The sequence below is a fragment of the Micrococcus sp. 093350064-1 genome (genome assembly GCF_053627955.1).
In genome coordinates this window covers 101,123-113,529 of sequence record NZ_JBSEYU010000001.1, presented here as the reverse complement: position 1 = coordinate 113,529, position 12,407 = coordinate 101,123, and the positions used below count along the sequence as shown (strand labels likewise).

The 12,407-nt window shown below is 74.0% G+C and carries 12 protein-coding genes; 1 reads left to right on the top strand and 11 read right to left on the bottom strand.

The window, feature by feature from the left end; translation table 11 throughout:
• Positions 1 to 6: 6 nt before the first annotated feature.
• From ACUW6W_RS00520 to ACUW6W_RS00470, 11 genes are all read right to left on the bottom strand, one after another.
• A complete protein-coding gene (locus ACUW6W_RS00520) occupies positions 7 to 1,215 on the bottom strand; it encodes an acetyl-CoA C-acetyltransferase (RefSeq protein WP_044659240.1) in 1,209 nt (402 codons plus the stop codon).
• 189 nt (positions 1,216 to 1,404) lie between these two features.
• Entirely contained in the window at positions 1,405 to 2,472 is a 1,068-nt protein-coding gene (locus tag ACUW6W_RS00515) for a 2,3-butanediol dehydrogenase (RefSeq protein ID WP_186303261.1), read from the bottom strand.
• A 217-nt stretch (positions 2,473 to 2,689) separates the two neighbouring features.
• Positions 2,690 to 3,811: a peptide chain release factor 2 gene (gene prfB / locus ACUW6W_RS00510; protein ID WP_012750800.1), complete on the bottom strand. Its 1,122-nt coding sequence runs from the start codon at positions 3,809 to 3,811 to the stop codon at positions 2,690 to 2,692.
• A gap of 12 nt (positions 3,812 to 3,823) precedes the next feature.
• Positions 3,824 to 4,555 carry an alpha/beta fold hydrolase gene (locus ACUW6W_RS00505; RefSeq protein ID WP_036337732.1) on the bottom strand — a complete coding sequence of 244 codons (732 nt, stop codon included), beginning with the start codon at positions 4,553 to 4,555 and terminating at the stop codon, positions 3,824 to 3,826.
• Entirely contained in the window at positions 4,552 to 5,010 is a 459-nt protein-coding gene (locus ACUW6W_RS00500; protein ID WP_020628137.1) for a Tad domain-containing protein, read from the bottom strand. The genes ACUW6W_RS00505 and ACUW6W_RS00500 overlap by 4 nt, the downstream gene beginning before the upstream one ends.
• Positions 5,010 to 5,438, bottom strand: coding sequence for a hypothetical protein (locus ACUW6W_RS00495; protein WP_020628138.1), 429 nt, complete (start codon positions 5,436 to 5,438; stop codon positions 5,010 to 5,012). Before ACUW6W_RS00495 ends, ACUW6W_RS00500 begins: the two co-directional genes overlap by 1 nt.
• On the bottom strand, positions 5,422 to 5,850 hold the full coding sequence (locus ACUW6W_RS00490) for a TadE/TadG family type IV pilus assembly protein (protein WP_225348400.1): 429 nt from the start codon (positions 5,848 to 5,850) through the stop codon (positions 5,422 to 5,424). The genes ACUW6W_RS00495 and ACUW6W_RS00490 overlap by 17 nt, the downstream gene beginning before the upstream one ends.
• A gap of 2 nt (positions 5,851 to 5,852) precedes the next feature.
• Positions 5,853 to 6,059 (bottom strand): hypothetical protein, encoded by a 207-nt coding sequence (locus ACUW6W_RS00485; protein ID WP_010079078.1) that lies wholly within the window; start codon positions 6,057 to 6,059, stop codon positions 5,853 to 5,855.
• 87 nt (positions 6,060 to 6,146) lie between these two features.
• On the bottom strand, positions 6,147 to 7,088 hold the full coding sequence (locus ACUW6W_RS00480; RefSeq protein WP_010079079.1) for a type II secretion system F family protein: 942 nt from the start codon (positions 7,086 to 7,088) through the stop codon (positions 6,147 to 6,149).
• Entirely contained in the window at positions 7,085 to 7,942 is an 858-nt protein-coding gene (locus tag ACUW6W_RS00475; protein ID WP_010079080.1) for a type II secretion system F family protein, read from the bottom strand. Before ACUW6W_RS00475 ends, ACUW6W_RS00480 begins: the two co-directional genes overlap by 4 nt.
• Positions 7,942 to 9,168, bottom strand: coding sequence for a CpaF family protein (locus ACUW6W_RS00470; RefSeq protein ID WP_010079081.1), 1,227 nt, complete (start codon positions 9,166 to 9,168; stop codon positions 7,942 to 7,944). Before ACUW6W_RS00470 ends, ACUW6W_RS00475 begins: the two co-directional genes overlap by 1 nt.
• A gap of 237 nt (positions 9,169 to 9,405) precedes the next feature.
• Between ACUW6W_RS00470 and ACUW6W_RS00465 the strand changes: the two genes are divergently transcribed.
• Entirely contained in the window at positions 9,406 to 12,405 is a 3,000-nt protein-coding gene (locus ACUW6W_RS00465) for an FtsK/SpoIIIE domain-containing protein (protein ID WP_020628140.1), read from the top strand.
• Positions 12,406 to 12,407 lie beyond the last annotated feature (2 nt).

Sequence of the window (12,407 nt, the reverse complement as noted above, 5' to 3'; positions counted from 1 at the left end):
GGTCCGTCAGCGGAAGAGGATCAGGGCCTCGCCCTGGCCGCCGCCGCCGCAGAGCGAGACGGCCGCGCGGCCGCCGTCGCGCCGGTCGAGCTCGAGGGCGGCGTGCAGGGCCAGCCGGGCGCCGGAGGCGCCGATCGGGTGGCCCAGGGCGATGGCGCCGCCGTGGATGTTGGTCTTCTCGTGCGGGTAGTCGAGGTCGCGCAGGGACTGCACGGCCACCGCGCCGAACGCCTCGTTGATCTCGATGAAGTCGAGGTCGGCCACGTCCCAGCCCTGCTTCCGCACGGCGGCGTTGATCGCGTCCGAGGGCTGCGAGTGCAGCTGCGAGCTGTCCGGGCCGGCGGTCTGGCCGGGTGCGCCCACCGTGGCGAGGATCGTCAGGCCCTTCTCCTCGGCGAAGGCCCGCGAGGTCACCACGAGGGCGGCGGCGCCGTCGGACAGGGGCGAGGAGTTGCCGGCCGTGATGGTGCCGTCCTTCGCGAACGCCGGGCGCAGGGCGCCCAGCGACTCGGCGGTCGTGTCCGGGCGGACCCCTTCGTCCTGGGAGACGACCAGCGGGTCGCCCTTGCGCTGCGGGATCTCCACCGGGGCGATCTCGCCCTCGAAGACGCCCTCGGACTGGGCCCGGGCGGCCCGCTGGTGCGAGGCCGCGGCGACCTCGTCCTGCTCGGCGCGGGCGATGTTCCGCTCGCCGTTGCCGGACTCGGTCAGCTCGCCCATGGCCTCGTGGCTCAGGGAGTCGGTGAGGCCGTCCCACGCGACGGCGTCGAGCATGGTGGCCGGGCCGTACTTGAAGCCCTTGCGCGCGCCGGGCAGCAGGTGCGGGGCGTTGGTCATGGACTCCTGACCGCCGGCCACCACCACGTCCGCCTCGCCGAGGCGGATGAGACGGGCGGCGTCGATCACGGCGGTGAGGCCGGACAGGCACACCTTGTTGATCGTCATGGCCGGGACGTTCCACGGGATGCCCGCGGCGAGCGCGGACTGGCGGGCCGGGTTCTGGCCCGCGCCGGCCTGCACGACCTGGCCCATGTAGACCATGTCCACGTCCTCGGGGGCCACGCCGGCGCGCTCGAGCGCGTGCGTGATCGCGTGGGCGCCCAGGTCCACGGCGCGCAGGTCGGCCTGCTGCGAGAGCAGCCGGGTGAAGGGCGTGCGGGCACCGCCCACGATCACGGCATCGGTGGGCTGAGGCTGGGGCAGCTCGGCGGTCATGCGGTCCTCCTGGGACGTTCAACTCGGTTCATCACGATTCACTCAAATGCAGTCTATGACCCCGGTCACAGGCGCGCCAGGCGACGACGCATTCATGACGGCGCGCCGCGGTGCAGGGACCCGACGGCCCGCACCCGCCGGCTGCGGGCGCGGGCCGTCGTCGGGACGTCCGGGGGTCGGGCCGGAGCCTCAGAGACCCTGGCCGGTCGGCGAGACGAGGATCTTCACGGCCGTCTCGTTGTGGTGGATGAGGGTCTCGAAGCCCTGGTCGACCAGGTCGTCGAGGCCGATCTTGCCGGTGATGAACGGCGCGAGGTCCACGGCGCCGTCCTCGACCATGCGGATGGTGTCCGCGTGGTCGTTCGCGTACGCGATGGTGCCGCGCAGGTCGATCTCCTTCATCACCAGCTTGTGCAGGGCCACGGCGGGCTCGTGGCCCCAGATGGACTCGTTGACGATCACCCCGCCGGGACGGACCGCGTCCAGCAGCATGTCCAGCACCACGTCCACCGAGGTGCACTCGAAGCCCACGTCCGCGCCCTGGCCGTCGTGCAGTTCGCGGATCTTGGCGGGCACGTCCACCTCGCGCGGGTCGAAGGCCTCGTCCACCACGCCGGCCTCGAGCACCTTCCGGCGGCGCAGCTCCGAGAGCTCGGAGACGTACACCGTCAGGCCCTTGCCCTTGAGCACGGCCGCGGTGAGCGCGCCGATGGGGCCGGCGCCGCCGATCAGCGCCACGCCCGACGTCGGAGAGCCGGCCCGCACCCACGCGTGGTGGGCCACGGAGAGCGGCTCGATGAGCGCGGCCTGGTCGAGGGGCACGGAGTCGGCCACCGGGTGGACCCAGCGGCGCTGCACCGCGATCTGCTCGGCCAGTCCGCCGCCGTCGCCGCCCAGACCGATGAAGTTCATGTCCGGCGCGAGGTTGTAGTCCGGTCGGTCCCGGTCCTCCTCGCGCACGATGTACGGCTCCACGACGACCTTCTGGCCGACCTCGAGGTCCGTGACGCCCTCGCCCAGGGCGGCGACGGTGCCGGACATCTCGTGGCCGAGCGTGACGGGGGCGGCGTCGCCGGAGATCGGGTGCGGGTGCCCGGCCGGCGGGATGAAGATCGGGCCCTCGAGGTACTCGTGCAGGTCCGTGCCGCAGATGCCGCACCACGCGACGTCCACGAGGACCTGCCCCGGACCGGCCGTGGGCGAGTCGATCTCCTCGATGCGGATGTCCTTCTTGCCGTGCCAACGGGCGGCGCGCATGGTCATGCTGTTCGACCTCCTGGGTGGGAATGGAGTCTGGTGCCGGACCGGCGCGCGGGGGCGCCTGCCCGGTGCTTCGAGCGTCCCACCGGGCCGGTCTCCCGGACCAGGCCCGAGGCCCCTGCGGGGGCTGGAACGACGACGCCGGCCCGCGCCTCGCTGCGGAGGTGCGGGCCGGCGTCGTGGTGGCCCGGGCGGCGGGGCCGCGCCGCGGGACTCAGTCCTCCTGGGCGGCCTTGACCTGCTCGGCGCGCCAGCGGATCCCGGCATCCACGAAATCGTCGATGTGGCCGTCGAACACGGAGGAGGGGTTGCCCTCCTCGTGGCCCGTGCGCAGGTCCTTGACCATCTGGTACGGGTTCAGCACGTAGGAGCGCATCTGGTCGCCCCAGGACGCCTTGACGTCGCCGGCCATCTCCTTCTTCTTCGCGTCCTCCTCGGCCTTGCGCAGCAGCAGCAGGCGGGACTGGAGCACGCGCAGGGCGGCGGCACGGTTCTGGATCTGCGACTTCTCGTTCTGCATGGACACGACGATGCCGGTGGGCAGGTGCGTCATGCGGACGGCGGAGTCCGTGGTGTTCACGGACTGGCCGCCGGGGCCCGAGGAGCGGAACACGTCCACCTTGATCTCGGACTCGGGGATCTCGATGGAGTCGTCCGACTCGATCAGCGGCACCACCTCGACCGCCGCGAAGGACGTCTGGCGGCGGCCCTGGTTGTCGAAGGGGCTGATGCGCACGAGGCGGTGCGTGCCGGCCTCCACGGAGAGGGTGCCGAACGCGAAGGGCGCGTTGACCTCGAAGGTGACGGACTTCAGGCCGGCCTCCTCCGCGTAGGAGGTGTCCATGACCTTGGTGGACCAGCCGCGCTGCTCGGCCCAGCGCAGGTACATGCGCATGAGGGTCTCGGCGAAGTCGGCCGCGTCCACGCCGCCGGCGCCCGCGCGGATGGTCACGACGGCGTCGCGCTGGTCGTACTCGCCGCTGAGCAGCGTGACGACCTCGAGTTCCTCCAGGGCCTTGCGGATGGAGGTCAGCTCCTGGTTCGCGTCGTCGAGGAGGGAGGGCTCGTCCTCCTCCGCGGCGAGCTCGACCATGGTCTCCAGGTCCTCGATGCGGCTCTCCAGGGAGGTGATGCGCTTGAGGTCCGTCTGACGGTGGGAGAGCTTGGAGGTGACCTTCTGGGCCTCCTCCGGGTCGTCCCAGAGGTCCGGTGCGGAGGCCTGCTGCTCCAGTTCGGCGATGTCCGCCTTGATGCGGTCGAGGTCCGAGACCTGCTCGATGGAGGCCAGGGTGTGGCGCAGGGAGTCGATCTCCGCGGAGAAGTCAGTGTCAGCCATGATTCGGCCAGCCTACCGCGTGGGGTGGACGCCGGTCGTGTGCCAGCGGCGGATCGCCGCCGCGACGGCCTCGGGCTCCGTGACGTGCGGCCAGTGGCCCGGGCCGACGTCGACGACGGTGGCGTGCTGAGTGACCGCGTCCAGGTCCCGTTGGTGGACGTCCCGGGTGCTGCGCACGTACAGCGTCGGGACGGTGATGCCGGCCCAGAGGGCACGGGTGTCCGCGGCGAGGACGGCGGCCCAGAGCTCGCGCATCGGATGGTCCGGCGTGGCGTCCAGGTCGGCCAGCATCCGCTCGTGCCACGGCTCCGGGACGAGGAGGTCCCGCGCGAGCGAGGCGCGGAGCACGCTCCGCCAGTCCGAGCGGGCGGCGAGGCGGGCCTTGTCCGCCCGGGCGGCCAGGGCGGTGTCCGTCACCGGGACGTTCGAGTCGATGACCACGAGGGCGCGGGGTCGCACCAGCCCGTCGGCGACGGCGCGCAGCGCGATGACCCCGCCCGTGCTGTGGCCGATCAGCAGCCCCGGCACGGGGCCGGCCTGCGCCGCCCAGGTGCGGGCAGCGTCGAGGACGGGGTCCGCATCGATCGCCGGCCGTGCGGTCCGGGGGCGGTCCTGGCCGGCGTCCGTGCCCGGGTGGCCGGGCAGGGCGGGCGAGGCGGCGAGGTCGGCCGCGGCGCCGAGTGCGGCGGCGAGAGGCTCGAAGTGGGCGGGTCGGCCACCGATGCCGTGGAGGAAGCGGTTCACCGGGCCAGGCTAGTGCGACTGCTGCCCGTCGCCTCGAGGGGGACCGACAGGGGCAGTGTCCCCGCGAACGGGCCGGTCATGGCGAACAGATCGGCCCGGGCGTCGAGGGTGACGACGACGGTGCTGCCGTCCTCGGCCACGCGGGCGGTCATCCCGCCGAGCCCGGGCACGGCCTCCTGAGCACCGACGGCCGCGAGGTGTGCGCTGGCGGAGGCGGCGACGTCGTCGTCGGAGAGCACGACGCCCGGGTCCTCCCCCAGCCGGAAGCCGAGCTCCTCTGCCCCGGCGATGGCCGCCGAGTCCGCGAGCGACTGAAGGCGGCGGTGCTGCAACTGCACGGTGGTGACCGCGAGCATGACCAGCATGAGGGCCACGAGCACGGCGCACAGGCCGACGGTGAGGACGGTGGTCTGCCCGTCGTCGTGACCCAGGCGAGCGGTGAGGCGGCGGCGCATCAGAACCTCGGCACCGTCTGCCGGGCGTCGGAACCCACCGTCACGGGGGTCAGCGACCACGCTGCCGGCGTGAGGGGGACGGTCACCGCCACGTCCACCCGCACGGCGACGACCTCCCCCGGTTCGAGCGTGCCACAGCCGCCCTGGTCGCAGCCGACGGTCAGGTCGTACTGGCCGGCGCCCACGCCGTAGTCGGCGAGCGTGAGCTCGACGGTGGCGTGGGCGGCGCCTGCGCTGGGGTGATCGGCCTCGGCGACCACGGCCTTGACGGCCTGGTCAGCGGCAGCGACCGAGGCGAACGCCGCGGCCTGGACCTGGGAGACGTAGATCATCAGGTACACCACGGGGATCAGCAGGACGAGGGTGAGGCCCAGGAATTCGACCGTGGCCGCTCCCCGCTCGTCGCGGACGTCATTGACGGAACGCATGACCGCTCACCTCCACGGGGATCGGGCCCGGCAGGAACCCCAGGCCGGGCAGCGAGCTCGAGACCGTGACGCGCAGGACCGGGACCCCGTCCTGGCTGGTGAGCTCCGCGGCGACGTCGGCCCCGGACTGGCCGGGCACGCCGGAGGAGAGCAGCTCTCGAGCCCGCTGGACGCCGTCCTCGGGACTCCGGTCCGCGAGCGCCCCGTACCGGGCGCCGGCGGAGGCGGCGTCGATCATCACGTTGCGCGTGTGGATCACGACGCCGGCCTGGAGCAGCGCCGCGAAGAGCAGGACGACCAGGGTCATCACCATGGTGGACTCGGCCACCGCGGCGCCCCGGTCGTCCCGCCAGCGGACGCCCATGTGGACGCCACGGGGCACCGGCACGGCGTGGACAGCACCCCGGGGCATGCTCAGCCGCCCTGGGACACCTGGGAGATGGCCTGGTTGAACAGTCCCTGGAGCGCCGGCAGGGCGAGGGCCAGCAGGCCGGCCACGAGCACGGCGGACATGAGGGTGATCATCACCCAGCCGGGGACGTCGCCGCGCTCGTCGCGGACGTCGTCGTGGATGAGGGCGCGCAGGGCGGCCAGGACGGTGATGGCGTGGTGGTGGAGCATGGTCCCCTCCTCGGGTGGCCGGCCGCCCGTGCGGCCGGAGTGGATGGTGATCGTGGGTGGATGGATGGACTATTCAGTTGTGGGTCTTCAGAACCCCAGGCGCATCAGGGAGATGCCGGGGAAGACGGCGAAGATCACCGTGAGCGGGAGGATGCCGAACACGAGGGGGACCATCATCTGGATCTCCTTCCGGCCGGCGGCCTCCATGAGCTCGCGGCGACCCATCTCACGCACGTCCTGGGCCTGCGCGCGCAGGACGTCGGCGAGGGGCGTGCCGCGGTCGAGCGCGATGAGCACGCCCCCGATGAACCGTTCGACGGGGGCCAGCTGCACGCGCCGTCCCATGGCCTTGAGCGCCGCGGACAGCGACGCCCCGGCACGCATGTCGGCGAGCGTGGTGCGGAACTCGCCGGCCAGCTCCCCGCGCGCCGTCCCCGCGATGCGTTCGAGCGCTCCGGCGGCGCTCTCCCCCGCGCCCACCGAGAGCGCGAACAGCTCGGCCACGGACGGGAACTCGGAGAGGATGGCCTCGCGCCGCCGTCGCACCCGCAGGGAGAGCAGCTGCTCCCGGAGCAGGAACCCGGCCATGCCGCCGGCGATCACGAGGGCGACCCCCGTGATCACCGGCACGCGGCCCGTGACGGTGAGGCTGAGCGCGAGGACGGCCGCCACGGCGGCCCCCGCGGCCGCGCTCAGGACCTGCTGGGCACGGAAGTCCGTCGACGTGACCGCGAGCCCCGCGGCGGCCAGTTTGCGGTCGAGCGCCGCCCCGCCCGGGGAGATGCGCTGGACCCAGCCGACTCCGGCCTGCACCACGGGATCGAGGATGCGTCCCCACGTTCCCCAGGGCGAGGCGCCCGCACGTTCCTCCTCGAGGAGGCGGGAGGCCGGGATGTGGTGGCGCAGCTGCGGTTCGACCCGTTGCTCGAGGCTGGGGCGCCAGCCCACCGGCTGGGTGACCAGGATGAGGAGCAGTCCCGCCCCGAGGGTGAGGCCCAGGAGCGCAGCCCAGATCAGCGCGGACGTCATGCGAACACCCGCTTCTCCCGGGGCAGCGCGCCGATGCGGAGCATGACGCGGTAGCAGACGACGGAGGCCACCATGCCGGCGAGGAGCACGGCCCCGCCGGCGGCGGACCGATAGGCCGCGACCGCGGCGGGCTGGGTCCCCAGCAGCAGGAGCACGAGCCACGGGGCGCACACCGCCAACCGGGCCGCGTTCACGGTCCACGACTGCCGGGCCTCGAGCTCGGCGCGGATGCGGGCGTCCTGCCGGAGGAACTCGGAGAGGGTCTGCAGCAGACGGCCGATGTCGGCGCCGCCGACCTCGCGGGTCAGGCGCAGCGAGACCACCAGGCGGTCCGCGACGGGGTCGGCCATCCGGGCCTTGAGCCGGTCCAGTGCGTCCACGAAGCGGGCTCCGGCCCGGTAGTCCCGGGCGAACTGCTGGAACGGCTCGCGCAGCCCCTCCGGCCCGGTCTCCCCGAGCTGGATGAGCGCCTCCGGGAGAGTCAGGCCCGCGCGGATGGCCGACCGGGCGTGGTCGATCGCGTCCGGCCACAGCTCGCGCAGTGCCGTGGACCGCCGGCGGGCCTGCCAGGACAGCAGCAGCCAGGGCACGGCCGCGCCGAAGACGGCGAAGCACGCGGCGATGGTCCACGTACTGGTCAGCGACAGGACGAGCAGCCCGACCACGAGACCGCCGACGGCCATGGCGGACACGACGCCGGCCGGGCTGAGACGCTGGATGCCGGACTGGGCGATCAGCACACGCAGGCGCGAGTCGGGGCGGGCGGCCCCGGGTTTCTCCGTGGGAGGGGACCAGAGGGACCACCACAGCAGGAACAGGCCGCAGCCGAGCGCGAGCCCCAGCAGCGCGGCCATCAGCGCAGCCCCACCAGCTCGTGGACGTCCACGCCGCGACGGGCGAGCGCCTCGAACTCCAGGTTCGCACCCTCGTTGAGGCGCAGGTCGCCCTCGGCGTCACGCTGGAAGAGCGCCGACGTCTCGATGACCCCGCCCTCCACCCGTGAGCCGACGGTGAGGATCTCCCGCACCCGCCGGCGGCCCTGACGGTCGCGCTCGCAGTGCACGACGACGTCGATGCACGTGGCGACCGTCGGGACGACGAAGTCCCGGGAGATGTTCTCCCCGGCCAGCAGCGGCAGCGTGCAGAGCTTCGTGAGCGCGTCCGCGGCCGAGTTCGCGTGGATCGTGCACATGCCGGCCAGGCCGGAGTTCAGAGCGACGAGCATGTCCAGCGCCTCGGCCTCGCGCACCTCGCCGACGATCAGGCGGTCCGGGCGCATCCGCAGCGCCTCCTTGACGAGGCGGCGCAGCGGGATCTCGCCGTGGCCCTCCAGGTTCGGCTGGCGGCACTGCAGCCCGACGACGTCGCGCACCGGGATCTGCAGCTCGAAGATCTCCTCCACGGTGATCACCCGCTCCCGCGGGCCGATGGCCGAAGCCAGGCAGTTGAGCAGGGTGGTCTTGCCCGCCTGGGTGGCCCCGCTGACGAGGATGTTCATGCCCGCGTCCACGGCCGCGTCCAGGAAGCGGGCCGCCGTCGGAGTGAGGGAACCGCCCCGGACGAGGTCGTCCAGCCGGCGCGCCCGGGCGATGAACTTCCGGATGTTCACGGCCCAGTGCCGCCGCGTGATGTCGGGGATGGCCACGTGCAGGCGCGAACCGTCTGGCAGGGCCGCGTCGACGAACGGCATCGACAGGTCCAGCCGCCGGCCCGAGGACTTCAACATGACTTCGACGAGGTCCTGCACCTCCTCCTCGGTCAGGACGATGCCCGTCAGCTCGGAGCGGCCGGACCGCGCGCAGTAGACGGCGTCCGGCGCGTTCAGCCAGATCTCCTCCACGGAGGGATCGTCCATGAGCCGCTGGAGCGGCCCGAGGCCCGCGATGCGGTCGAACAGGTCCTGCCGCGCCGCCACGGGATCCTCCAGGTCCGGCAGCGAGCTGACCATCGCGCGGGACTCGTAGTCCGCGGCCGCGTCCTGGATGAGCGTCAGGACCCGGGCGTGCTCACGCTGCGGGTCGATGCCCTGCCGCCGGACGATCTCCCGGATCTCGTCCTCGAGAATGCGCACCGCATCCATGTGTCCCTCCTGTGCCCGATTCGGCGCCATCCCCAGCGCCGCACATGTCTCGATCAGGAAGATACCCCGTTCCGTCGATGCGTGTGGTCCAGGACACCATGACTGTGGACAACGTGGCGGCGGTCCCGTTCGACGGGGAGTTGTCCACAGGCCGCCCGAACCGCCATCAGGCCGTGGCAGGGTCGTCCCCAGGCGGCCGGACGGGCCGGTCGCCGGTCTCAGGAGGGAGGGGCGGGGATGGCCTGGAGCGTGCGGATCCTGGGCGGGGCCGCTCCCGAGACATGGCGGGTGGAGCACTTCCCCGCCGACGCGGACGAGCAGGACCGGGCGGTGCGGGAACGTTTTCCCGCCCGGTCGCTGCACCGGTGCGCTGCCGGGCCGCGCAGCGTGACGTACGCGGAACGGGTCGGGAGTGCACCGGCCCGGGGGCCGGAGCTCGCGGTGGTCACCGAGCACGGACCCGACGCCGGCCGCCTCGTCCCTCTGGGGGAGGGCGGGTTGAGCACGGGACGCGGTGGGGCGCGGCTGCTGCTGGACGACCCCTCTGCCCCGTCGCGGCCGATGCGTCTGCGGCTCGCGCCCACCGGGCTGCACGTCCACGACGGTCCTCGGGACACCGGACGCCTGTGGGACGGCCGCAGCCCGCTCCCTGTGGGCCGGACCGCCCTGGGCCTGGTCCGCGGGCCCGGGGCCGCCCTGCCGCGGCCGGTCACGCCGGAGCCGCCCGCCGTCGACCTCGGATCCCCACCGGCCCGGCAGTCCGTCGTGATCCCGCTGGTGGCGGCCCTGGGCCCGCTGGTGCTCGGGGTCGCCCTGGTCCTGATGATGGGCAACCCGGTGTTCCTGCTGTTCGGTGTGCTGTCCGTGACGGTGGCGCTGGTCATGCTGGCGATGCAGCGCCGTACCCGGCTGCGGCATGCGCGGCTGCTCGCCGCCCGCGCGGACGCGCTCGTGCGCCGGCGGGCTCAGGCGGCACTGAGCCCCGGTGCGGTGGCCCGCGCCGTCCGCTCCGGCGCGACGGACCGCTTCGGGCTGACGTCGGGGGCCGACGAGGCCGTGGCGGTCTCGTGGGGTTCCGGCGTCGGGGCGCTGTCCCTGTCGCGGGACGACCCGGACGAGGCATGGGTGGAGGCCGTCACGTCGCGGCGCACCGTGATGACGACGTCACCGCCGGAGTCGCGCGTCGTCGTGCTCGGGCCGCCGCGCGATGTGGCCGGGGCCTGCCGGTGGGCGGTGTTCCAGCTCCTGCGGCACGCGGTGGCCGCCGACGGCGCGTTCGTGGTGGAGGCCGGTGGAGTCCGCCGCACCTGGTGGTCGGGCGGGTCCGGCCCGCGGCTGCTGGTGTCGGCTCCTGAGGACGCGGCACTGGATCCGGCGTGGCGAGCGTGGCGGGCCGCCATCGGCGGCGACGCGGGGACGACGCCCACGGCCCGGGCGGATCTGCCCTGGACGCGGTACGACTTCACCGGGCCGTCGCCTGCGCCGGGGGACGCCGTCGTCGACCTGCGCGGGCGCACCGTCGTGGTCCCGGCCGAACAACAGCGCTTCGAGGACGTGACCGCCGACGGCCTCGCCGACGGCACCCTGGTCGCCTGGCTGACCGAGCTGGCCGACGACGTCGTGGACCTCGGCCTGCTGCCCGCCGACGACGGCGACGGCACGCTCACACCACCGGGGCAGGTGGGCGCCCGCGATGCCGTCGACGGGCTCACCGTGACCCTCGCCCGTAGCGGCGACGAGACGGGCGTCGTCGAGATGGACCTGGCCGCCGACGGGCCGCACCTGCTCATCGCGGGCACCACGGGATCCGGGAAGTCGGATCTCCTGCTGTCCCTCCTGCTGGGGGCCGCGGCGCACCACCCGCCGGCCGAGGTCGCGTTCCTGCTGCTGGACTTCAAGGGCGGTGCGTCGTTCGGTCCGCTGGGCGCGCTCCCCCACACGATGAGCCTGGAGACCAACCACGTGGGAACGGCCTCGTTGCGGGCGCTGAGCGCCATCCGGGCGGAGCTGCATCGCCGCGAGGCCCTCTTCGCGGAGGCCGGGGTCAGCGACTATCCCGGCTTCCGCCGCCGCCATCCGGACGCGGCGCTGCCTCGGCTCGTCGTGGCGATCGACGAACTGCGCGTGCTCGTGGACGACCACCCGGACGCAGCCGCCGTCCTGCAGCGTCTGGCCGCCACGGGCCGTTCCCTCGGCTTCCACCTCATCCTGGCCACGCAGCGGGCCACGGGTGCGGTGGGCTCGGACCTGCGCTCGAACCTGGGCAGCACGATCGCCCTGCGCACCGCGACGGAGCAGGAGTCGTGGGACCTCGTGGGCACGGCCGCCGCGGCCCGGCTCGACCCGCGTCGCCCCGGCTCCGCGATCCTCTCGACGGCGGGGCGCCCGACGGTCTCGTTCCGCGCATCCCAGTGGACGGTCGACGGCGGCACGCCCGTGTGGCGGCGGCTGGGCGAGGCCGCGGCCGCCCCGGCCGTCGCCCCCTGGGAGGCCGTCGTCTCGGTCCTGGTGGAGAACTACGCGGCGGGTGACTGGCCCACACCCCCGCCCGTGGTCACCCCCGCCCTGCCGGAGCGCTGGGTGCCGGACCGCGCTCGCCGGGCCGAGGCCACGGCCCTGGCCCTGCTCGACGACGCGGCCCACGGCCGGCACCGTCCCTGGCGGTGGCCGACCGGCGCGGAGGGACGCACGGCATGGATCGTCGAGGCCGCGGGCGGTCGCGCGGAGACGCTGGCCGCCGTCGTCGAGGTGGCGCTGCGCAGCGGCCGGCCGGTGGCCGTGCTGGACGGCACCGGGGAGGCCGCGACGGCCGCGCGGTCCGGGACGCCGGTGCTGACCCCGGACGCCGAGGGGGCCGGTGAGGCCGTCCTGGCCCGCCTGCGCGAGCTCGCGGCCGCGGGCGGCACGGCGGTGATCACGGGCTGGAACGCGTGGTCCGGCCTGCGCGTCGGGGACACCTACCGCACGGTCGAGGAGGACGTGCACGACTGGCTCGGCCGTCCGGCGGCCGCCGGGCTGCGGTTGGCGGTGTTCGGCGGCCGAGAGCTGGCGACGGGCCGGCTGCTGCTGCACCTGCCCCACCGCTTCTTCGTGCCGGCCGGGACGAACGCCGAGCACCGGCTCATCTGGCCCCGGCTGACCGAGGTCGAGCCCCTGCCGGGGCGGGCCGTGCACATCAGTCCCGCCGTCCCCGAACCCGGCATGCCCTGCCAGCTCGCGTCTCCCGCCCCGGCGTGACC

Excerpts from the sequence above, each read along its gene's own strand:
- ACUW6W_RS00490 (WP_225348400.1), bottom strand. The coding sequence starts at position 5,850 with ATGCCCCGGGGTGCTGTCCACGCCGTGCCGGTGCCCCGTGGCGTCCAC.
- ACUW6W_RS00495 (WP_020628138.1), bottom strand. The coding sequence starts at position 5,438 with ATGCGTTCCGTCAATGACGTCCGCGACGAGCGGGGAGCGGCCACGGTC.
- ACUW6W_RS00520 (WP_044659240.1), bottom strand. The coding sequence starts at position 1,215 with ATGACCGCCGAGCTGCCCCAGCCTCAGCCCACCGATGCCGTGATCGTG.
- ACUW6W_RS00470 (WP_010079081.1), bottom strand. The coding sequence starts at position 9,168 with ATGGATGCGGTGCGCATTCTCGAGGACGAGATCCGGGAGATCGTCCGG.
- ACUW6W_RS00480 (WP_010079079.1), bottom strand. The coding sequence starts at position 7,088 with ATGACGTCCGCGCTGATCTGGGCTGCGCTCCTGGGCCTCACCCTCGGG.
- ACUW6W_RS00500 (WP_020628137.1), bottom strand. The coding sequence starts at position 5,010 with ATGCGCCGCCGCCTCACCGCTCGCCTGGGTCACGACGACGGGCAGACC.
- ACUW6W_RS00515 (WP_186303261.1), bottom strand. The coding sequence starts at position 2,472 with ATGCGCGCCGCCCGTTGGCACGGCAAGAAGGACATCCGCATCGAGGAG.
- ACUW6W_RS00485 (WP_010079078.1), bottom strand. The coding sequence starts at position 6,059 with ATGCTCCACCACCACGCCATCACCGTCCTGGCCGCCCTGCGCGCCCTC.
- ACUW6W_RS00475 (WP_010079080.1), bottom strand. The coding sequence starts at position 7,942 with ATGGCCGCGCTGCTGGGGCTCGCGCTCGGCTGCGGCCTGTTCCTGCTG.
- ACUW6W_RS00465 (WP_020628140.1), top strand. The coding sequence starts at position 9,406 with ATGGCCTGGAGCGTGCGGATCCTGGGCGGGGCCGCTCCCGAGACATGG.
- prfB (WP_012750800.1), bottom strand. The coding sequence starts at position 3,811 with ATGGCTGACACTGACTTCTCCGCGGAGATCGACTCCCTGCGCCACACC.